The organism is Nocardia vaccinii NBRC 15922, from assembly GCF_001613305.1.
In the GTDB taxonomy this organism is placed as follows: domain Bacteria; phylum Actinomycetota; class Actinomycetes; order Mycobacteriales; family Mycobacteriaceae; genus Nocardia; species Nocardia vaccinii.
Window position 1 is genome coordinate 1 of record NZ_BDCC01000026.1, and the last position, 20867, is coordinate 20867.

Sequence of the window (20867 nt, forward strand, 5' to 3'; positions counted from 1 at the left end):
AGCGAAGCGGAGGCAGATATTACGGCCGTCTGCCTATCCCGTAGGCGGCTGCGTCGCGGCGGACCTCGGCCATGTACGCGGTGGACTGGTTGTAGGTCAGCAGGGCCCGCTGCCAGCCCGCGGCGGCGGTGAGGTTGCCGCCGCTGGCGCACAGGTAGCGCGCGGCGGTCAGAGAGGCGTCATCGATACTGTCCGGATCGGCGACGCCGTCGCCGTTGGCGTCGACGCCCCAGCGCTGCCAGGTCTCGGGCAGGAATTGGAACGGGCCCATCGCGCGCACGTACACCGGACTGCCCGTGCGCGCGGTGGCCGCCTCGTCGAGAATCCTTGCCACGCCTGGTGATCCGTCCAATGGGATACCGCGGATGGGCGGTGCGACCCGGCCGTCGGACGCGATGTGCGCGCCGCCGTGGCTGCCGTGCCGGCTCTCCACGTACGCGATCGCGGCCACGGTGGTCCAGCCGATTCCGCAGTCCGGCCGCGAACGGGCCAGCACGGCCGCGGCGTAACCGTATGCCTCCAGGGCGATCACGGGGATTTTCAGCGCGTCGGACCGATCCGCGGCCCAGCCGTGCAACTGCGCGGCGCTGCGTCCGGGCGCGTCGAGATCGATCGCCGGAACCGCCGCACCCGGACCGGGCGGAATCCCGTCCGGAATCGGCGGAAGGTGTTCGCCCAGGCCGCATCCGCACAGCACGAGCAGCGCCGCGACGAGGGCGAACACGCCGACGCCGGTAGCTGGAACGACGTGACCACCGGTCCCCGCACTACGCACCCCACCATCATCCAGATGCGTGGATTCGGACACCGATCCGCTACGGTGATCCCTGTTTGTCGCAATGCCCGATAGCTATCTTTGCCGATATGAATTAGGTAAGGCTTGCTTAATAAGGTTGAAGCGACTACCTTCGCAGACGAGTGGTCCTCCTGATGCTTCACTATGTCTCGCAGAAGGGAATCCCTGGTGAATCACGTTCTTTGCGAACGTAACCCGCGCCACCCCGTCGACACCGCGCCCCATCGTCGCTCCGATGATCAGATCGAGCGCCGCGCGCTCACCGCGCCCGCGGCGCACGCCGTGCGCATCGCCGCGACTGAGATCGCCGTCACATTCCGATCGCTGCCGAACGTGACCGCAGCGGCGTGCCGCACCCTCACCGATCCGCGATTGATCGATCTCGTCGACGCGCGCGCCGCCGAGCTGCCCGAGTCCGTGCACAGCGCCCTGCACCCGCCCGCGACCCGCGCCGGAGCCGCCGTACTCACCGGATTACCGCTGCTCGAGGACGATCTCGGCCCGACCCCGCGGGACTGGCGCGAGGCCGCGGCCTGGAGCAGCGACCCCGGCCGCGGCCGGGCGTCGTTCCGGCTGGACATCACCATGTTGCTGCTGGCCCGCAGCGCGGGCGAGCCGTTCGGCTGGCACGGGCAGCAGGGCGGCCGGCTGATCAACAACATCCTCCCGTCCCCCGGCCACGAGCACGAGCAGTCCGGCGCGAGCAGTACCACCCTGCTGTGCCCGCACACCGAGGACGCGTTCCACCCCCAGCGGGCACATCTGCTCATGCTGGGATGCCTGCGCAATCCGGACCGGGTCGGCACGACGGTGTCCTCGGTCCGCCAGGTGCGCCTGAGCCGCGAACAGCGTCAGCGGCTCGCCCGCCCGCGCCTGCCGATCCTGCCGGATGTGTCCTACGGCAACGACTTTCACCGTTACCCCGCCGCGCCGGTCGCCACCGTCGGCGGTGACGAATCGCGTCCCACACTGCGCTACGACCCGGCCTACACCCCGCTCGACGACGCCGACGAGGATTTCCGCAGCGCCTACGAACACCTCGGCGCGGAGCTCGAAAGGGTCTGTCACACAACCATTCTGGACCCGGGCGAGTTGCTGCTGGTCGACAACGACGTCGTGGTGCACGGCCGGGTGCCGTTCACTCCGCGCTACGACGGCACCGATCGCTGGCTCAAACGGGTGAACGTGCGCCTGGCGCGCGATCGCCCGGCCGCCGAGTCGGCGGAAAATGGCTACGGACAACATACGGTCACCCCGTTCGACGGGAGGACCGGCGCCCGTGGGGCACGCGTCCACGGGCAGACAGAGGCCGCAGAAGACCAGTGAACCGAGGATTGCCGTGAGTACCCGAACCACACCGCTGCGTGTGCTCAGCCGCAGCGACCTAGCAGACGTTCCGATCACGCCCGTCGCGGTGGTGCGCGCGGTCGAGGAGGCGTATCTGGCTCTGGCAGCCGGGGATTCGGATAATCCGCGCAAGCTCAGCGTGGCTCATCCGGACGGCTGGTCGGTGGCGTACGCCATGTTGGGCCGGGACGGCCGGCGCCGCGTGGTCGCGATGAAGACCTCGTACAAGTTCGACCCCAGCCACGACCGCAGCACCAAGCGCTACTACACCACCATCACCCTGTACGACGACGCGACCGGTATGCCGATCGCGATGATGGACTGTGCCCGGGTCGGCGCGTTGCGCACCCCCGCGGTCTCCTCGCTGCTGGTGCGGGAGACGCTGCGGCCGGGCGCGCGCAGCGTACTGCTGATCGGCACCGGCACCCAGGGCCGTAATGCGTTGCCGCACTTGCTCGCCGCGAACCCGCAGCTGGACAAGCTGATGCTGTACGGCACTCATCCGGAAGGATTGAAGGCGGTGCACGAGTACCTCGCCGCCCACAATCCGCACCTGGAACTGAAGGATGTGGCCGATCCGCGCGAGGCCGCCCGCACCGCCGATGTGGTGCTGGCCACGGCGGGTCCGGGCACCTCGGTCGCACTCGAATCCAGCGATCTGGCACCGGGTTCCACGGTGGTGCTGGTCGGCTACGGCCTGGCACCCTCCACACTGGTGGACGCCGATCGCGTGATCGCGACCAGCGCACAGCAGATGTCGCTCACCGGAACCGATATGGCGGGACCGGACGGACGGTTGCGCGGCGTCGACGCCGAGCTGCCGCAGATCCTGAGCCGCCGTGTCGAGGGCCGCACCCGAGACGACGAGCACATCTTCGTCTACAACAGCGGTCTGGTGCTCACCGATATCGCCGTCGCGCACGCCCTCGCCGAGCGCGCGATCGCCGACGGACGCGGTACGGAGGTGTCCCTGTGGGACTGAGCATCGGCGCTCCTGCGCCGACCGGATTCCGGCCGGATGCGGCGGAGGCCGAGTCGGTGCGCGCGAGCCCGATCGCCGCTCCGGCGATGCCCGCCCATCGCGACGAATGGGAACTGCGCCTGCTGGCGGACCCGGATCTGCTGCGGGACATCGCATTCGCCGTCGGCGGTCCGTTCCACGTGATGTATCCCGCACGGGTCGGCGACAATATCGACGGGTTTCAGGCGGCGTTCGCGCAGGCCGGTGTGGACGGCGCGATCTACTATGGCAAGAAGGCGAACAAGGCGTCCTGCGCGGTCCGCGCATGTGCCGAACACGCCGCGGGAGTCGATGTCTCGAGTGCCGGTGAGCTGAGTTCCGCACTGGCGCAGGGCATCCGGGGCGAGGATCTGATGGTGACCGGCCCGGCGAAGTCGCCGGAGCTGCTGTGGCTGGCCGCGCGGCACGGCGCGCTCATCGCCGTCGACGCACCGGACGAGCTGGACGGACTGGTGCGCACGGGCCTGCCCGCCCGGGTGCTGCTGCGAATGCTGCCGCCGGGATCGACCAGCCGCTTCGGCATGACCGAGACCGAACTCGACGGAGCGTTGCGCCGCGTCGATCTCGGACCGATCACTATCACGGGCTTCAGTTTTCACCTGTCCGGTTACGATCCGGTCGCCCGTGCGGAGCTGGCCGACGCACTGATCGACCGGTGCCTGGCCGCACGCGAACAGGGCCATCGCGCGATGACCATCTCCATCGGCGGCGGATTCGCGGTGGACTATCTGAGCGAACGAACCTGGCGGGATTTCCTGGCCGACCCGGACTCGCGGCGATTCCACGCGGACAAGCGGTTCGACTCCTATTACCCGTATCACACCGACTGTCCCGGTCCGGACATGCTGCGCGTGATCCTGCGGCACGGGGACCTGGCACAGCGCCTGCGCGAGAACGAGATCCGGCTCGCCATCGAGCCCGGACGCGCCCTGCTCGACCGGGCCGGTAGCAGCGTCTTCCGGGTGCAGGGCGTGAAAACCCGTACCGCGCATGGTGACTCGTATCAGTTGCTCACCGTCGACGGGACCAGCCTGAGCCTGTCCGAGCAATGGTTCGACAGCGAATACCTGCCCGATCCGGCGCTGTGGCCCACCCGGCCGGGCGCCCCGACACCAGCGAGCGTCGGCGCGGCCACCTGCCTGGAGTCCGACATGCTCAGCTGGCGGCGCATCCCGCTGCCCCGCGCCGCCGAGATCGACGATCTGCTCGTCTACCCCAACACCGCCGGCTACCAGATGGATTCGAACGAGTCGGCGTTCCACCAGCTACCAATACCACCGAAAGTGTTGCTACACAGCATATCCGGCGGGCGGTTCCGCTGGACGCTCGACGCTCGATGAGCGTCCGGCACACCCTTCGCACTGTCATTTCACCGCACTCTGGACCGAGGAGACCCGAATGCCGCTCGTCACACGGGTGACGGACCTGATCGGCAACACACCGCTGTTCGAACTGGCCGCGACCCCGGCCGGTACCCGGCTGTTACTCAAGCTCGAGCAGTTCAACCCGACCGGGGCGGCCAAGATCCGGATGGCGCGCGAAATGGTGCTCGACGCCGAGCGTCGGGGTTTGCTGAGTGATGGCGGTCATATTATCGAGTCCACATCGGGAAATACCGGACTCGGACTGGCGGTAGTGGCCGCCGAACGCGGGTATCGCTTCACCGCGGTCGTCGACCACCACGCCTGCAAGGACAAGTTGCGCGCGATGCAAGCCATGGGAACCGAGCTCGTCTACGTCGCCGACGACGGCGACGACACTCTCGCGACCTCGGCGAGGGAGGACCTCGCCGAGAAGATGGCCGCCGCCCGGCCCGACGCGTACTTCACCGAACAACACAACAATGCCGCCAACGCCCTGGGTTACCATGCGGTTGCCGATGAGTTGCTGGATGATCTGGAGCGGGTCGACATCCTGCTGTCGGCGGTCGGCACCGGCGGGTCGCTGTTCGGCACCGCGCGGCGACTGCGCGAACTGGGCCGCCCCGCGCGGGTGATCGGCGTGGAGCCGGAGGGGTCGATCGCTTTCGGCGGGCCGGGCGGCCCGTATTGGCAGTCCGGCACCGGCACCCCGCCGGGTGCGACGATCGGCACCGCAGTGGATTATTCGCTGCTCGACGAGGGCCTGAAGGTCTCCGATGTGGCCGCCTTCGCCACCGCGCGCGCCGTCGCGCGCAAGCTCGGGCTCATGATCGGCGGCTCGGCGGGCGGCTCGGTGCACGCCGCGCTGACCCGGCTCGAGGAGTTCCCGCCGGGCTCGACGGTGGTCACCATCGTGTGCGACGGCGGCGAGAAGTACCTGGACACGGTCTTCGACGATGCCTGGATGAGCGACCGCGATCTGCTGGACGAATCGGCCGAGGCCGAGGTACTGGCCATGCTGAACCGCTACGCGCCCGCCGCCACGGAGAACCTGGTGGGCGCGCGATGACCAGCGGGGCGGCACGATGAGCAATACGACGGTGCGACCGGACGGTCGGCAGCTGACCGCGCTCGCCACGCCGATCGCCATGACGCAGCTGGCCCAGGTCGCGGTGTCGACCACCAATATCGCCCTGATGGGCTCACTCGGCGTGGATCAGGTCGCCGCCGGTGGGCTGGCATTGGTGTTGTTCAATCAGATTCGCACCATGTGCGTCGGGCTGATCACCGCGACCGGTAATCGGGTCGCCACGGTCGCGGGCCGGGCGGAGAAGCGAAATGCCTTGGCGGACAACGAGATCCGCGAAGTGGTCCGCGCGAGCCTGCTGATCTCGACCGTCGCGGGCATTCTGGGCGGACTGGTGCTGATCGGCCTCGGCTGGGCGCTGCGCCGGCTCGGCCAGGACGAGGCGGTACTCGCACAGGCGCGGCCGATGATGGTGGCGCTCGCGCCCGGACTGCTGCCGTGCCTGTGGTTCCAGGTGATCCGGCAATACACCGTCGGCATGCGCCGCCCGCAGGCGCTGCTCTTGGTGACGCTCGGCTCGGTCGCGCTGAATCTCGTTGCGGCCCTGGCCTTCATGCACGGCTGGGCGGGCATTCCGGCGATGGGTCTGACCGGCATCGGGGTGGCCACCGCACTGGTGTTCCTGCTCATGTTCGTGGCGTTCTGGCTGATGGTGCACCACGACGACGAACTCGGCGCGACGCTGCCGCTGCGGCCGTGGCCGGTGCGCCGGGCGACCGTCGTGGCGGAATTGCGTCTCGGCACGCCGATCGCGCTGACCTACGGCTCGGAGGCGGGCCTGTTCTCGGTACTGGCGCTGGTGATGGGCACCCTCGGCCCGGCCGCGCTGGCCGCGCACAATGTGGTCTATCAGCTGGTGTACATCGTGTTCCAGGTCGCGGTGGGGCTCTCGCACGGCGCATCGATCCTGGTCAGCCGGAGCGCGGCACGTGCGGAGTACCGGCTCGCCCGCACGCTGGCCTGGCTGGCGCTGCGGCATGCGGCGGTGGTCGCGGCGCTGGTGGGCGTGCTGTACGTCGTCATGCCGGATATCGTGCTGCGCCCGTTCCTGACCAGCCGTGATCACGCCACCATCCATCTCGCGCACACCCTGCTGCTGATCGCGATCGTGCTGCAATTCTTCGATGCGGCGCAGAACATCGGCAACGGTCTGCTGCGCGGGATGACCGATACCAAGGCGGGATTCCGGCTGTCGCTGATCGGCTACTGGATTGTGGGATTGCCCACAGCGCTGCTGCTCGCCTTCCCGCTGCGACTGGGTGCGACGGGGGTCTGGTGGGGCCTGACCGCGGGTCTCGCGACGACCGCCGGGCTGATGCTGCGCCGGTACTTCGCGCATCTGGACAGGCGTGAACAGGCCGAGCCTCGGCTGCTGGCCGATAGCCTTCCGGGGCACGGCTGAGTCGAAGTTCTCATCCGCGCGTAAGCATGTCGTCATCGGCCACGGGCACTGTGGAGTGGACGGGTTTCGCTATTCTCGGCAACGAGGACGAAGCCACAGTGCCCGTCACGACGGCGAGCAAGCGCGGGGAGGAGTCCGGTGCCCAGCAGCAGAGTCGCGGAATATCCGCGACCGGACCACATTCTGTTCCATTTCAGCGATACCCATCTGGTCGGCGACGGTGCGCTCTACGGTGCGGTAGACGCGGTCGAGCGGTTGCGCGGACTGCTCGCCCAGGCCGAGGCCAGCCGGATCACTCCCGCCGCGATCGTCTTCACCGGAGATCTGACCGATCAGGGTGAGCCGGACGCCTACGACCGGCTGCGCGCACTGGTCGACCCGCTCGCCGAGCAACTCGGCGCACCCGTGGTGTGGGTGCCGGGAAATCACGACGACCGAGCCGCACTGCGCGAGCGCTTGCTCGACGAGTCCGGTTCGGCCGAACCCCTGGATCGGGTGCACGTCGTGGACGGGCTGCGCATAATCGTGCTGGACTCGACGGTGCCGGGTGAGCACTACGGTGAGCTCACCGACGCCCAATTGGCTTGGCTGCGTTCGGTTCTGGCCGAGCCCGCACCGTTCGGCAGTATCCTGGCCATGCATCACCCGCCGGTGCCGTGCATTCAGGATCTGGCCGTCACGGTGGAGCTGCGCGACCAGCGCCGCCTTGCCGAGGTGCTGCGCGGCACCGATGTGCGCGCCATTCTCGCCGGACACCTGCACTTCTCGACCACCGCGACGTTCGCCGGAATCCCGGTGTCGGTGGCGTCCTCGGCCTGCTACAGCCAGGACCTGGCCGTGACCGACGGCGGTCAGCGCGGCCGCGATGGTGCGCAGAGTTTCAACTACGTGCATGTATACCCGGATACGGTCGTGCATTCGGTGGTCCCGCTCGACCACGGGCCGACCGTCGGACGACCGGCCACCCCCGAGGAGGCAGCGCGGCGATTACGCGAGGCCGGGATCGTCATCCCGGAGGCCGGGCGCATCCCGCACGTCCTGCCCGGCCGCACCGCGACGCCGGAGGTCGACGGCGAAGCGGTGCCCTGAGCCTTGCGAGTTATGCCGCACCGGGTTCCAGTGCGGCAAGCGGATCGTCGTCGGTGATCAGTTCCCACGGGGCCGGGTCCGGGAAGTAGCCCTGCAGGAATTCCGAGACCGCCCGGACGCGTTCGGTTTCGGCGACCTCCGGGAAACTGCCGTCGTTGAGGCAGAAGAAGTCCACGTTGCGGCGCCGGGACAGGGTGGGCAGGATGCTCAGGCCGCTGTGGCTGGTGGTGTCGACGTAACGCATCTTCGCCGACTCCTGCGGTACCGCCCGGCCGGTGAACAGGGCGTAGTAGTGATACAGCGAATTGGTGACCGAGATATCGGTGGCCGCGCGGAACCGGCTGGCCCGGGTCCGTGCGAAATCCGCGCCGAACTCGTGTTCCATCTCGTGCAATACGCTGCGGCGCAACGGAACCGGCGTATGTTCCAGATGCCGGGTGATCAGCGGCCCGAACCGCCGGGCCAGCAACTGCCGGTTCACCCGGGCCGCGTTCTCGAATCCGCTGCGCCGTTCGTTGTTGGCGCCGGGGCCGACTCGCGTACCCGCCTCGATGAACCGGCTGATCCCGGCCGGGGTGAAGAACATCGAGGGCCGGATCGGACGGGCGAAGAACATGTCGTCGTTGGAGTACAGGAAGTGTTCGGACAAGCCCTGTATGTGGTGCAACTGACATTCGACGGCGTGCGAGTTGAACACCGGCAGCCCGGCGGTATCCGAGAAGTGGTCCACCGCACGCACGATCGTCACCTTCGGATCCTGCGCCAGCCAGGCGGGTACGGGCGAGTCGGTGGCGATGAAGATACGCCGAATCCAGGGCGCGTTCTTGTGCACCGAGCGCAGCGCATATCGCAACTCGTCGATCTGGCGGATGCGAGCATCGGCGGCATCGCCCTCGCCGACGACGACCTGGGCCATCATTCCCGCACGGCGAGCACGGAATTCGGGGTCGGCGCCGTCCACCCAGGAGTAGACGATATCGATGTCGAAGCCGACGTCGGTGGGATGCGGCGCGAACATGCCGTCGAGGGTCGGCCAGCTGGTATCGAACAGCAGGACCGTGCTGCGGGTGACGTCGGCGAGGTCGAAAACCGTGCGGGTCAACGCGTTCGGGCGGGGACACTCGACGGTATCGCCGTGGTGATCCCACAGCTCGATATCGACGTGATGCGCCGGGTCGGCGTCTCTACCCAGTCTGATCACGTTGTGGCGCAATTCGTTACAGGAGAATCCGGCAATCATCGAGGCGCCCAGCACTCGCCGTAGCGCAGTGCGATATGCCGAGTCCACGGCCAACACCGGCCGACTCGCCGCATCGCGCACCAACAGATACGGCACCTCCGCCGCAGCGAATTCGCCACGCAGATAACGCAAATCGTCGATCACTGCGGCCGATACCGACAGATTGCGCACCGCGCTGGGCCCATCGGTCCACCCGGTCACGTCCACTGCATCGAATTCCGTCATCATCGATCTCCTGTTTTCCACATCGGCCCGTGCCGCCGAATCGACGGAATACGGGCATCCACACCCCTGAACTACGAACACACAGCGCCCTCCACCTGGACGGCGGAGGGCTAGCGGAACCGTTGAGCGCTAGGGAAGAAACCGAATTCGCCCCGGCGCGGTGAGACTGTTCGGAAAGGCTGCCCATAACCGATGGCGAGAGGATCGCAATTCCATTCGTTCTCACCTCACTCACGGACGGACGCATCCGAGCGTCGCTGATTGCTCTGCCGTTCGCCTGGCACCGTCGGCGAACTTCACCGGGCGGCCATCGGCCGGTAACTCTCCAGACCTCGACTCGACGAGGAACTGTTACGAATGATGCAACGAACGAGACCGATTAGTCAATCCATACCCGCGCAGGTCCGAACGCATTTTTCACGGCGGTAACGAAATCGTCGCGAAAGTTCGGCGGGTGACGGCGGCGCACACACCGATCACCCGCATTCGAGGATAGGCAAACATCGGGATCACAGCCCGTGCGCGTGGCCAGCGGTCATGCGGCGCAACGCCTTACACTGCTAACTGTGGCACAGCCCGCCGCATAGCCGACCGTGAGGTGAGCAGAGATGGTAACCGGAGCCCGAGAACGTCACGAGTCCTCGACCGAACACCCCGAACTGGACGCCCTGCCGGAGTGGCCGCTGGATACGATCGCGGTTCTCGTGACGACCGACCCGGCTCCGCACGCTATTCCCGTCTCTTGGCCGGTGCGCGCGGGAGATCGCCGAATTCTGTTGAGCCTCAAGTCCGATCGCGGTTCCCTGGCTCGATTGCGGGCGCGCCCGGAGGTGGCACTGCTGATCCTCGGCGGCGGCAATGTCGCGCTGTGCGCGCGGGGCCGGGCGTATGTGCTCGCCGATCCGATGCCGGGCACCGAGGATTACACGGCCGTGGACATCGACGTCGACGTCATCGACGATCACCACCAGTCCGCATTCGCCATCACCACCGGCATTCAGCGCCAGGTGCTGGACGATTCCGAACTGCACTATCTCGAATCCCGGGTGGCCACATTACGCACGATGGCCGAGGCCCGGCGGTGATCGCCGCCTTCTCCATCACGCCCATCGGGTCCGGCGAGGAGGTCGGACGCGCGGTCGCCGAGGCGGTGCGCGTCGTGCGCGCCAGCGGCCTGCCCAACGAGACCACCGCCATGTACACCACCGTCGAAGGCGAGTGGGACGAGGTCATGGCCGTGATCAAACAGGCCACCGACGCCGTCATGGCCGTCTCCTCCCGCTGCAGCCTGGTGATCAAGGCCGATGTGCGTCCCGGGGTGAGCGATGGCATGACCTCGAAGGTGGCCAGCGTCGAGCGTTACCTCGCCGAGGGATAGCGCGTGCCCGCGGCCCAGATCGCCGTCTGCGGTCCGCGGCAGTGCACCGATGCCGAGGCGGAGAATGCCCTGGTCGTCGGCAGATTGCTGGCCGAGGCCGGGGCGATCGTACTGTGCGGGGGCGGTGACGGCGTCATGGCGGCGGTGGCCGCCGGCGCGAGCGAGGCCGGTGGCCTCGTCATCGGGATTCGCCCGGACGACGATCTGGCCACGGCCTGCCCCGGGCTGTCGGCGGTGATCCGCACGAATATGGGCGAGGCACGCAATGCCATCCTGGTCGCCTCCGCCGACGCGGTGATCGTCATCGGCGGATCTTGGGGCACCCTGTCCGAATTCGCCCTCGCCCACCACCGGGGTACGCCCGTGGTCACTCTCGGCGGCTGGCAAGTCCTCGACAGTGGTGGCACCGCGGTGCCGGACTCGTCGTTCCGGGCGCACTCCCCCGCACAGGCCGTCGAGTACGTGCTGTCCGGCATCACCGGGCCCGCCGCCGAGTAGTCTCGCCGGTCCGCAGTACTCGACTGGCCGTGCGTGACCCGTGATCCATTGCCGAACCAGGGGCCGAGTGATGCGTACGTGCCGCTGATCGACGAGGAAGCCATTCATCTGAGCACGGAAATTCACTGCCGCACTCAATGATTCAGCGCGGCTCGCTCGTCGCCGCCCATTCACCGAGCGCGAAACCCGTTCCAGCGCGGCGAACTTCGACCGCGCCGGAACCGCCAAGATGGGCGGGTATCACCAATTCCCTTTCGTCGGCGGCACGTTCGACGACCTGGCGGCGGGTGACCGCGGCTTCATGAGGGTCCAGGCACAGGCAGCTGCTACAGGACGGGCGCAGGAGTTGCATGGGACTGTGCACCATATCGCCGACGAAGACGGCGCGGTCGCCGCCCGATGCCAGGCGGACCACCGAGGAACCGGGGGTGTGACCGGGGGCGGGCTCGAGGGTGAGATTCTCGTCGATGCGATACGCGTCCTCCCACAGGATGCTCCGACCTGCGCGATGGACGGGAGCGATGCTGTCCTTGTACAGGAATTCGTCGTCGGGGCGGCGACCGGCGGCGTAGTTGTTGCCGGGGCCGAAGTACGCCTCGTCGGCCGCCGGTATCAGGTAGCGCGCGTTGGGGAAGGTCGGAACCCATTCACCGTTGACGTCGTGCGTGTTCCAGCCGACGTGATCGCCGTGCAGATGGGTGTTGATCACGATGTCGACCTCGTCCGGATGCACACCGGCCCGTTTCATGCGATCGGGGAAGTCGGTGTGCCGCCGGTGGAACAGCTCTCGCCCGGGCCGCTCGCGATCGTTGCCGACACCGGTATCGATCAGGATCGTCCGGCCGCCGCTGCGCAGCACCCACGTCTGGATCGCGGCCACGGTGAGTTCGGTGTCCGCGTTCCAATGGTCCGGCGCGAGCCAGTCCGCGTTGTCCCGCCAGGTCCGATCGGTCGTATCGGGCAGCAGGGCCGGGCCCGGCATCAACGGACCCCGCCATTCGATGACTCGGAAGATTTCGACATCGCCCAGCACGATGCTCTGTGAACTTTCCATCTTTGCAGGCTATGGCGGGTAGAGTGAGCTTCTCAATGCTTTTCGGGCTCCCGAAGATACGCATTCATCTCATCACTGAGCTTCATCACTATGATGACCGTATGGATGTGCTGAGCGACGCGATCGCCTCCATGCGCCTGGGGCAGCCGTCGTCGAGCCGACTGCGCACTCGCGAGCGCGGCTGGTCGACCCGCCTGGCCGCGTACGACGGCGCGGGTTTCCACATCGTCCTGCGGGGCAACTGCTGGGTACTTCCCGATGCGAGTGATCCGGTTCTACTGGGTCCCGGCGATGCGGTGCTGCTGGCGCACGGAACCGAACATGTCCTCGCCGACCATCCCCTCGACGAGCACGCTGCGGCCCGCGCGGTCCCGTTCGACCGATGGCGTGATGAGCAAACACTCGAAATACCCTCGAATACTGTCGAATTCGAGGTTCTGTGCGGTAAGTACCAGCTCGACCGTCGTGGGCAGCACCCGCTCGTCGCCGAACTGCCGCAGCTGATTCACCTGCCGACCCGCATCGGCGACCGGATCGAACTGCGCTCCGCGATCGATCTGCTCGGACTCGAACTGGACCGCCGCGGCCCCGGCTCGTGCATCGCCGTACCCGGCCTGCTCGACCTGCTGCTGATCTACATGATCCGGGCGTGGATGGCCGAATCCCGCACCGGCCTGTGGCCGGCCGCGCTGACCGATCCGATCACCGCCGCGGCTCTGCGCGCACTGCACACCGACCCCGCCGCGCCCTGGACCATCGACCGCCTGGCCGCCGAGACCGGCGTCTCCCGCGCCACGCTCGCCCGCCGATTCACCACCCTGGTAGGCCAGCCGCCGATGGGATACCTCACCTGGTGGCGCATGACCCGCGCCGCGGTCCTGTTGCGCGACACCGAAAATCCCCTGGCCGACATCGCATCTCAGGTCGGCTATGCCACCCCCTACGCCTTCTCTCACGCCTTCACCAGACAATTCGGTCTCTCCCCCGGCCGCTTCCGCACTGCCAACGACCGAACCCCGACCCCCGCAACCTCATTCGCCGCCACTGACTAGTTCTACGCCTGCTCCAACGCATCGAACGGAATGGTCGCCTCCACCGGATCATCCAGCAACAACACCCGCCGATGCACGGTGTGAACCAGATACCGCCGTCCCGACCAATCCAGCCGATACTCCTCGATCTCCTCGATCCGCTCTTCCTTCTGATCGAGGCGGACGATGAGATATATCGGAATCCCCGCCGCCGCATACTGAATGCGCTTGTCATTGATATCGACGTCGATGGTCGATCCGGATGTCACCTCGACCACCAGCAGGATGTGCTCACGCACCGAGTTGACGTCATAGGGCTCACAGTCGCGGATCCACACATCGGGGTAGCGGATGTTCAACCGCCGATCCTCGGCCGGGGACTCCGAATCCGCGAATCGCGCCGCGACATCGGAATCGACCACCATGCACGGGCCACCGGGACGTCGCGCTGCCTCCAACATCCCGGCCACGCGCCGAACGACACGGCTGTGCAGCGGGCTCTGGGCCATCAGCCGGATGACCAGCCCCTGAACGATCTCGATATCGCCGAGACCGTTTGCCTTTCCGTCGACGAACTCCTCCGCGGTCAGTCGGAGTCCACGATGCTGGTCCGGGGCGCTCATGCGGAGATCATCGCAGATCCGGCCACATCGGGCCATCACCGAATCCGCTCAGCGCGGCCAGTAGCGGTGCCAGTCGTCGGGGGAAAGCGCGGCGCGGTGGCCGCGGGAATGTTCGGCGGCGTCTTCGGCGGTGCGGATGCTCGTGGCAAAAGTCAGGGTGGTTTTGCGGAGGCGTTCTTCGGCGCTCTCCGGTCCGCCGAGACGGATCACCTGGAGCAGGTCGGGGACGAGGTCTTCGGGCAGGCCCGCCTTGGCGCTGCGGGAGCGGACCTTTTCCGCCAGGGCGAGGGCGGGTTGGGCCATAGCTATGCCGTCCAGGCAGGAGCGGCGGGACTTTTCCGCGGATTTCCGTTCCTCCCAGGCTTTTTCCTGGGCGGCGATCTTCTCCGCCACGGTGGCATCGGGATCGATCGGAACGTCGCGGAGGTGTGGGCTGCGGTGCACGAGTTTGGCGACCAGGGCCGCGGCCACGTCGTCGACGGTGAATTCGCCTGCGGCCTCGGCGATTCGGGAATGGAACAGGACCTGCAGCAGCAGATCGCCGAGTTCCTCCTTGATGGTGGCCGTATCGCCCTGCTGGATCGCGTCGAGCAGTTCGTAGGTCTCCTCGAGCAGGTACGGGCGCAGGGAATCGTGCGTCTGGGTGACCTCCCAACCGCCGAAACTCCACAGCCGGTCCATCACCTCGACGGCCTCGGTCAGACCGTGCGCAACCTGTGCGGAATCGGCCGTGTGCGCCGGATCCATCGCATCGGATTCGGGAGCACTCATCGCGCCGCCGACACCTCGGTGGCGACGCGGAGATCGACTGTGCCCTGTGGCTTTCCGTCCAGAGCGAGCAGCATGTCGGCGATGAACTGGAGCAGTTGCACGTCGCGCACGCGCGCCGCGCCGACGCTGTCCTGCACCCGCGGCAGCGCCAACTGCACGATGCCGGTGGTCGGGCGGTAGGTGGCCGTCGGGTAGAGGCGCTTCAGGCGCAGCTGCTTGGAATCGGGAAGTTGCATCGGCGAGATCTTGAGCGTCGTCCCGGTGACGCCGACCTCGGTGAGCCCGTACTCGCGACACAGCAGTCGCAGCTTGGCGACCGAAACCAGCCGGCCGACCTCCACCGGCAGCGGCCCGTATCGGTCGACGAGTTCCTCCACCACCGTGGCCAGTGCCGCATCATCCTGTGCCGCGGCGAGTTTGCGATATGCCTCCAGCCGCAGGCGGTCGCTGGAGATGTAGTCGGGCGGGATGTGCGCGTCCACGGGAAGATCGATGCGCACCTCCTTGACCTCCTCGTCGGTGACTATCGGACGACCGTCGGCGGCGGCGCGATACGCCTCCACCGCCTCTCCGACCAGCCGCACGTACAGATCGAAGCCCACACCGGCGACATGTCCGGACTGTTCGGCGCCCAGAACGTTTCCGGCGCCGCGGATTTCGAGGTCCTTCATCGCCACGGCCATACCCGCGCCCAGATCCGAATTCTGCGAGATGGTGGCCAGCCGGTCGTAGGCGGTCTCGGTGAGCGGCTTCTCCGGCGGATACAGGAAGTACGCGTAACCGCGCTCGCGGCTGCGCCCGACCCGGCCACGCAACTGGTGCAACTGCGAAAGCCCCAGTGCATCAGCGCGTTCCACGATCAACGTATTGGCATTGGAGATGTCCAGACCGGTCTCGATGATGGTGGTGCACACCAGCACATCGGTCTCGCGCTCCCAGAAACCCTGCACGGTGCGCTCGAGCGTGTCCTCGTTCATCTGACCGTGCGCGATCGCCACCCGGGCTTCCGGCACCAGATCGCGAATTCGCTTGGCCGCCTTGTCGATCGAGGATACCCGGTTGTGCACGTAGAACACCTGGCCGTCCCGCAGCAGCTCGCGGCGGATGGCTGCGGCGACCTGTTTGTCGTTGTAACCCCCGACGTAGGTCAGGATCGGATGACGTTCCTCCGGCGGGGTCAGAATGGTCGACATCTCGCGGATGCCGGCCAGGCTCATCTCCAGGGTGCGCGGAATCGGCGTCGCGGACATGGTCAACATGTCCACGTGCGTGCGCAGCGCCTTGATGTGCTCCTTGTGCTCGACGCCGAAACGCTGTTCCTCGTCGATGACGACCAGGCCCAGATCCTTCCACCGCACACCGGTCTGCAACAGGCGATGGGTGCCGACGACGATGTCGACCTCGCCGGTGGTCATGCCGTCCAGCACTTCTCGCGATTCGGCCGGATCGGTGAAGCGGGACAGGCCCTTCACCGTTACCGGGAATCCGGCGACGCGTTCGGCGAAGGTCTGCAGATGTTGCTGTGCCAGCAGCGTCGTCGGCACCAGCACCGCGACCTGTTTGCCGTCCTGCACCGCTTTGAACGCCGCGCGCACCGCGATCTCGGTCTTGCCGTAGCCGACGTCGCCGCAGATCACCCGGTCCATCGGAACGGCCTTCTCCATATCGGCCTTGACCTCGGCGATGGCGGTGAGCTGATCGTGCGTCTCGGTGAACGCGAACGCGTCCTCCATCTCCTGCTGCCACGGGCTGTCCGCGGCGAAGGCGTGTCCGGGAGCGGCCTGGCGTGCCGCGTACAACTGCACGAGTTCGGTCGCGATCTCACGAACGGCCTTGCGCGCCTTGCGTTTCGTATTCGACCAATCCGAACCGCCGAGTTTGGACAGGCTCGGCATCTCGCCGCCGACGTACCGGGAGAGCTGATCGAGCGAATCCATCGGCACGAACAGCCGATCGCCGGGCTGGCCACGCTTACTGGGCGCGTACTCGATGACCAGGTATTCCCGGCGCGCGCCGCCGATCGTGCGCTCGATCATCTCCACGAAACGGCCGATGCCGTGCTGATCGTGCACGACCATATCGCCGGAATTCAGCGCCAGCGGATCGACCTGGTTGCGACGCCGCGCGGGCAGCTTCTTACCCTCGCCGGGGGCGGTGACGCGATTTCCGGTCAGATCCGATTCGGCGATGACGACCAGTTTCGCGTCGTCGAAGACCACACCGTCGTGCAACGAACCGCACAGCACCCCGACCAGCCCGCGCACCGGTTCCGCACCGGGCTCGAGCGTCGCCGCGGGAACCTCGGCATCGGCGAGACGTTCCAGAATGCGTTGCGCCGTACCGTGTCCGGCGACCACGATGACCGCGCGGCCACCGGCGGTAGCGTCGGGACTGGAGGCGGCAGCCCGCCTAACCACGGAAGGCCCCGCGGACGCCGCATCGACACCGGTGCTGACGTGCGCGCGCAGCGAGGCGAAGACCGTGGCGACCAGTTCCTCGGAACCGCGCGCGGCCGGTGCGGCGCGGACGGGCAGCACCACCTCGGCCGGATCGCCGGAGGACAGCGGGCTCAGCGTCCACCACGGCAGTTCGCGGGCGTCGGCGTCGGCGTGGATGACATCCAGATTGCGGTAGGCCGAGGCCGCCAGGTCCAGACCGTGCGCGCCCAGCGGGGCCGCCGCGCCGAACGAGGCCGCGGTCCAGGAAGCCTCCAGGAATTCCTGACCGGTGCGCACCAGATCGGCGGCGCGGGTGCGGATCTTCTCCGGATCACACAGCAGCACATGGGTTCCGGCGGGCACGACATCGGTGAGCAGTTGCAGGCCGGGGCGATGGGGCATGAGCGAGGGGCCTGCGTGGTTACGCTCCGCTGCCGCCTCCGGCGGAAGCAGCACCGGCAGCAGCGCTTCCATACCCTCGACCGCGATGCCCTGGGCGAGTTTTTCCAGCATCTCCACCAACGCGGCGTCGGCGGCGTTGTCGGCGGCCACCTCGGCCGCGCGGGTGCGCAGATCCTCGGTGAGCAGCAACTCGCGACATGGTTGCGCCACAACGACTTCCACCGAGACATCGGTCAGTGAGCGCTGATCGGCGACCGAGAACGGCCGGAGCTCGCTGATCTCATCGCCCCAGAACTCCACGCGCACAGGATGATCCGCGGTCGGCGGGAAGATGTCGAGAATGCCGCCGCGCACCGCGAATTCGCCGCGCTTACCGACCATGTCGACCCGCTCGTACGCGAATTCGACCAGCCGAGCGACCAATTCGTCCAATTCGAATTCGGCCCCGGCCCGCAGCACCACCGGCTCGATATCACCCAGGCCCGGGGCCATCGGCTGCATCAGCGACCGGACCGTGGTCACCACGATCCGCAACGGCTCGACGTACGGATCCTCCGGATGGGCGAGCCGTCGCAGCACCTGCAGGCGCCGCCCGACGGTGTCGGCACTGGGCGAGAGGCGCTCGTGCGGCAGCGTCTCCCACGACGGGAACAGCGCCACGCCCGACCCGGCGATCTCGGCCAGCTCCACCGTCAGATCATCGGCCTCCCGCCCGGTGGCGGTCACCACCACCAACGGCCGCTCCCCCGCCAGCGTGGCCGCCACGAACGGCCGCACCGCCGAGGGCGCCACCAACTGCACCGGCGAATGCCCCACCAACCCCCTGACCTCGGCAAGCGCGGTATCGGCACCGGCCACCGCGGCCAGTCCCGCGAGAGATGGGCGTTGGGTGGACATGAACAGACTCCTGGCGCAAATGGGCATCAGACGGCGGCCAACCGAGTCTAGTCACCACCCCTGACAAGTCCCCGCCCAGTCCCCATGCACTCACTCGTTGTAGCGGTACCGGGCTCAGATCTCACTACGGCACGTAGCGGCGGAGGCGTCTGGCGGCGAACTCGCGGAAATAGGCGAGCTTCTCCTCCGGGACGATCGACGGGAGCAGGAAATACCAGAGGCGTTCCATGCGGACGGCCATCTGATCGATCGACTCGGTGCCGACTGCGGTGATGTGGACGCCCGCGGTCATCTCCTGCAGGAGCATGCCGATCGTGTCGGGATCCAGGTCGGGCTTCAGATCACCCTGGGCGATGGCGCGTTCGGCGAGCAGGCGGTGGGTTTCGCCCCAGGTCTTGGCGATGTTGTCGCCGCTGGCGCCACGGTAGTCGCCGATCTGGTGAGTCAGCTTGAGCATCGCGCCGACCATCGGATCGTTCATGGTGAGATCGGCTACCACGTAGGTGATTCCGATGGATGCCTCGAGTGCGGGCACCCGCGGATCGAAGAATCCCTGACACGCGCTGACCAACCGCTCGTTCCCCTGGTCGACCACTGCGCGAGCCAGCTCCTCCTTGGAGCCGAAGTGGAAGTACAACGCACCCTTGGTGACATTGGACTGCGCGATGATCTCGCTCAGGCTCGCGTTCGCGTAGCCCAGGCGCAGAAAGACATCGGCCGCGCCCGCAAGGACGGAATCGCGCGTGATCTCCGCGCGCGCTTGCCTAGCCATCAGATCCGCCTGTCCTCAATCCAGCCATCCCGAAGTAGACCGACATCCCGAAGTTGACCGACATCACAGCTCGAACAGCACTTGAAGGATGGGTGAACCGTACCATCCGACCGGCCCTCGCCAGTGGAATCGAGCATTCAGACCGGCCTCCGTCGCTAATTTTGGGTTAACTGTCCAGTTCGTCCCCCGATCGCGTCCCATCCGATGCGCGGGGCGGCTCAGGGTGTTGCGCCGCCGGAGGATTCGGGGATCCCGCTGGGCCATTCCGACGCCAACTGCGGATCGGCCTCGAGATGGGTCAGCCCGTTCCAGCAGAGATTCACCAGATGTGCCGCGACCACTTCCTTGGAGGGTTCGCGCTCGTCCAGCCACCACGTCGCGGCGGTGGCGACCATACCGACCAGCGCCTGCGCGTACAGCGTGGCCAGGCTGGTGTCGAAACCGCGTCGGTCGAAATCCCCGGCGAGAATATGCGCGACCTGATTGACCGCCTCGTTCAGCAGGCTCGAATACGTGCCCTCGGCCGCGGCGGCGGGTTGATCGCGCATCAGAATGCGGAAACCGTCGCTGCGTTCCTCGATATAGGTCAGCAACGCGAGTGCCACCTGTTCCAGGCGCACCCGGGAACGATTCTGAGTCAGCGAGGAGGTGATCATCAGCAGCAGCGAGGACATCTCCCGATCCACGACGACCGCGTACAGCCCTTCTTTTCCGCCGAAATGTTCGTAGACAACGGGTTTGGACACCTGGGCCCGCTGCGCGATCTCCTCGATCGAAGTGGCGTCGTAACCGCGTTCGGCGAACAGCGATCGCCCGATTTCGATCAACTGTTGCCGCCGTTGGGTTCCGGTCATGCGCGCCCGCCCCGTCCGGTTGGAATCACCCGAGGTCATACCCACCACCTCCCTGCGCATCCGTCCAACTTGCCGAGACAACTCTTGCAGACCGCCCCGCAGCCCTTTCGCATACCCTGTCGCCCCCGCTGTCCCGCATCACATCTCCTCCCCCGATTTCCCGTGCGAATTCCCCATTTCCACCCCTCCCGCAACGCTCCGGCCACCCGAGAACCACCAGTAACTCAACCGCCACAGCCGATAAGCAGCAACCCACACCCACCGCCAATCTCCATCCAATCACCGCGCACGCCCAACTCGCGCGGCACACCCCCGCGCCCCGCACCTGACCGCCGATGTCATCCCCCGGCCCATCCCGCCGACCCCCACCACACAAACCGATTCCGCACGCACCTCGTGCACCGCAAACCCCATCCAACCGCCGCCCGGCTGACACAAGTCTCGTAGCACGGGCGGATCCTCGCCCGCACAACGACTGATTTCGCATGTAACGCGGACAACTCCCGAGCACCCTCGAAACCCGACCCCGCAACAAACCGCCGCCCGGCAACACAGATCTCGCAGCACCGACCGATCCGCTC

General features: G+C 67.2%; 18 protein-coding genes. 10 read left to right on the forward strand and 8 right to left on the reverse strand.

Annotated elements, in window-relative coordinates; all coding sequences use genetic code 11:
- Nucleotides 1-19: 19 nt before the first annotated feature.
- Nucleotides 20-775 (reverse strand): lytic transglycosylase domain-containing protein, encoded by a 756-nt coding sequence (locus NV1_RS18145; RefSeq protein WP_067892820.1) that lies wholly within the window; start codon nt 773-775, stop codon nt 20-22.
- Nucleotides 776-964: 189 nt separating this feature from the next.
- On the opposite strand from NV1_RS18145, the gene NV1_RS18150 reads away from it, so the two are divergent.
- The 6 genes from NV1_RS18150 (at nt 965) to NV1_RS18175 (ending at nt 8103) form a co-directional block, all read left to right on the forward strand.
- The gene (locus tag NV1_RS18150) at nt 965-2122 is read left to right on the forward strand and encodes a TauD/TfdA family dioxygenase (RefSeq protein WP_245713787.1); all 1158 of its coding nucleotides are present in this window, start codon (nt 965-967) and stop codon (nt 2120-2122) included.
- Nucleotides 2123-2162: 40 nt separating this feature from the next.
- Nucleotides 2163-3125 (forward strand): ornithine cyclodeaminase, encoded by a 963-nt coding sequence (locus NV1_RS18155; protein WP_067892824.1) that lies wholly within the window; start codon nt 2163-2165, stop codon nt 3123-3125.
- Nucleotides 3116-4504, forward strand: coding sequence for a type III PLP-dependent enzyme domain-containing protein (locus tag NV1_RS18160; protein ID WP_307629423.1), 1389 nt, complete (start codon nt 3116-3118; stop codon nt 4502-4504). Before NV1_RS18155 ends, NV1_RS18160 begins: the two co-directional genes overlap by 10 nt.
- A gap of 58 nt (nt 4505-4562) precedes the next feature.
- On the forward strand, nt 4563-5594 hold the full coding sequence (locus NV1_RS18165; protein ID WP_067892797.1) for a PLP-dependent cysteine synthase family protein: 1032 nt from the start codon (nt 4563-4565) through the stop codon (nt 5592-5594).
- 16 nt (nt 5595-5610) lie between these two features.
- Nucleotides 5611-7014: an MATE family efflux transporter gene (locus NV1_RS18170; protein ID WP_067892799.1), complete on the forward strand. Its 1404-nt coding sequence runs from the start codon at nt 5611-5613 to the stop codon at nt 7012-7014.
- Between the two features lie 138 nt (nt 7015-7152).
- Nucleotides 7153-8103, forward strand: coding sequence for a phosphodiesterase (locus NV1_RS18175; protein WP_169813342.1), 951 nt, complete (start codon nt 7153-7155; stop codon nt 8101-8103).
- A gap of 10 nt (nt 8104-8113) precedes the next feature.
- Here the strand turns inward: NV1_RS18175 and NV1_RS18180 are convergent, their stop codons facing one another.
- The gene (locus NV1_RS18180; RefSeq protein WP_067892801.1) at nt 8114-9568 is read right to left on the reverse strand and encodes a stealth family protein; all 1455 of its coding nucleotides are present in this window, start codon (nt 9566-9568) and stop codon (nt 8114-8116) included.
- A 608-nt stretch (nt 9569-10176) separates the two neighbouring features.
- On the opposite strand from NV1_RS18180, the gene NV1_RS18185 reads away from it, so the two are divergent.
- The 3 genes from NV1_RS18185 to NV1_RS18195 are packed head-to-tail and all read left to right on the forward strand — an operon-like array spanning nt 10177 to nt 11444.
- The gene (locus tag NV1_RS18185) at nt 10177-10653 is read left to right on the forward strand and encodes a pyridoxamine 5'-phosphate oxidase family protein (protein WP_067892803.1); all 477 of its coding nucleotides are present in this window, start codon (nt 10177-10179) and stop codon (nt 10651-10653) included.
- Nucleotides 10650-10946, forward strand: a complete 297-nt coding sequence (locus tag NV1_RS18190; protein WP_067892806.1) for an MTH1187 family thiamine-binding protein — start codon at nt 10650-10652, stop codon at nt 10944-10946. Before NV1_RS18185 ends, NV1_RS18190 begins: the two co-directional genes overlap by 4 nt.
- A 3-nt stretch (nt 10947-10949) precedes the next feature.
- Complete coding sequence (locus NV1_RS18195; RefSeq protein WP_067892808.1) at nt 10950-11444, forward strand: TIGR00725 family protein; 495 nt, start codon at nt 10950-10952, stop codon at nt 11442-11444.
- Between the two features lie 142 nt (nt 11445-11586).
- Here the strand turns inward: NV1_RS18195 and NV1_RS18200 are convergent, their stop codons facing one another.
- On the reverse strand, nt 11587-12498 hold the full coding sequence (locus NV1_RS18200; protein WP_067892810.1) for an MBL fold metallo-hydrolase: 912 nt from the start codon (nt 12496-12498) through the stop codon (nt 11587-11589).
- A 101-nt stretch (nt 12499-12599) separates the two neighbouring features.
- Between NV1_RS18200 and NV1_RS18205 the strand changes: the two genes are divergently transcribed.
- Nucleotides 12600-13550, forward strand: a complete 951-nt coding sequence (locus tag NV1_RS18205) for an AraC family transcriptional regulator (protein ID WP_067892812.1) — start codon at nt 12600-12602, stop codon at nt 13548-13550.
- A 2-nt stretch (nt 13551-13552) separates the two neighbouring features.
- Here NV1_RS18205 and NV1_RS18210 read toward each other — a convergent pair whose 3' ends face one another.
- The 5 genes from NV1_RS18210 to NV1_RS18230 all read right to left on the reverse strand — a co-directional run bounded on the left by NV1_RS18210 (nt 13553) and on the right by NV1_RS18230 (nt 20286).
- Nucleotides 13553-14152 (reverse strand): Uma2 family endonuclease, encoded by a 600-nt coding sequence (locus NV1_RS18210; protein ID WP_067892830.1) that lies wholly within the window; start codon nt 14150-14152, stop codon nt 13553-13555.
- A 48-nt stretch (nt 14153-14200) separates the two neighbouring features.
- Nucleotides 14201-14923: a nucleoside triphosphate pyrophosphohydrolase gene (locus tag NV1_RS18215; RefSeq protein WP_373864623.1), complete on the reverse strand. Its 723-nt coding sequence runs from the start codon at nt 14921-14923 to the stop codon at nt 14201-14203.
- On the reverse strand, nt 14920-18660 hold the full coding sequence (gene mfd / locus NV1_RS18220; RefSeq protein WP_067892814.1) for a transcription-repair coupling factor: 3741 nt from the start codon (nt 18658-18660) through the stop codon (nt 14920-14922). Before mfd ends, NV1_RS18215 begins: the two co-directional genes overlap by 4 nt.
- A gap of 124 nt (nt 18661-18784) precedes the next feature.
- The gene (locus NV1_RS18225) at nt 18785-19432 is read right to left on the reverse strand and encodes a TetR family transcriptional regulator (protein ID WP_067892816.1); all 648 of its coding nucleotides are present in this window, start codon (nt 19430-19432) and stop codon (nt 18785-18787) included.
- Between the two features lie 218 nt (nt 19433-19650).
- Nucleotides 19651-20286 carry a TetR/AcrR family transcriptional regulator gene (locus tag NV1_RS18230; RefSeq protein WP_067892818.1) on the reverse strand — a complete coding sequence of 212 codons (636 nt, stop codon included), beginning with the start codon at nt 20284-20286 and terminating at the stop codon, nt 19651-19653.
- Nucleotides 20287-20867 lie beyond the last annotated feature (581 nt).

Coding starts and splice junctions, on each gene's coding strand:
- NV1_RS18200 (WP_067892810.1), bottom strand. CDS start 12,498: ATGGAAAGTTCACAGAGCATCGTGCTGGGCGATGTCGAAATCTTCCGA.
- NV1_RS18210 (WP_067892830.1), bottom strand. CDS start 14,152: ATGAGCGCCCCGGACCAGCATCGTGGACTCCGACTGACCGCGGAGGAG.
- NV1_RS18215 (WP_373864623.1), bottom strand. CDS start 14,923: ATGAGTGCTCCCGAATCCGATGCGATGGATCCGGCGCACACGGCCGAT.
- NV1_RS18185 (WP_067892803.1), top strand. CDS start 10,177: ATGGTAACCGGAGCCCGAGAACGTCACGAGTCCTCGACCGAACACCCC.
- mfd (WP_067892814.1), bottom strand. CDS start 18,660: ATGTCCACCCAACGCCCATCTCTCGCGGGACTGGCCGCGGTGGCCGGT.
- NV1_RS18205 (WP_067892812.1), top strand. CDS start 12,600: ATGGATGTGCTGAGCGACGCGATCGCCTCCATGCGCCTGGGGCAGCCG.
- NV1_RS18180 (WP_067892801.1), bottom strand. CDS start 9,568: ATGACGGAATTCGATGCAGTGGACGTGACCGGGTGGACCGATGGGCCC.
- NV1_RS18225 (WP_067892816.1), bottom strand. CDS start 19,432: ATGGCTAGGCAAGCGCGCGCGGAGATCACGCGCGATTCCGTCCTTGCG.
- NV1_RS18230 (WP_067892818.1), bottom strand. CDS start 20,286: ATGACCGGAACCCAACGGCGGCAACAGTTGATCGAAATCGGGCGATCG.
- NV1_RS18170 (WP_067892799.1), top strand. CDS start 5,611: ATGAGCAATACGACGGTGCGACCGGACGGTCGGCAGCTGACCGCGCTC.
- NV1_RS18165 (WP_067892797.1), top strand. CDS start 4,563: ATGCCGCTCGTCACACGGGTGACGGACCTGATCGGCAACACACCGCTG.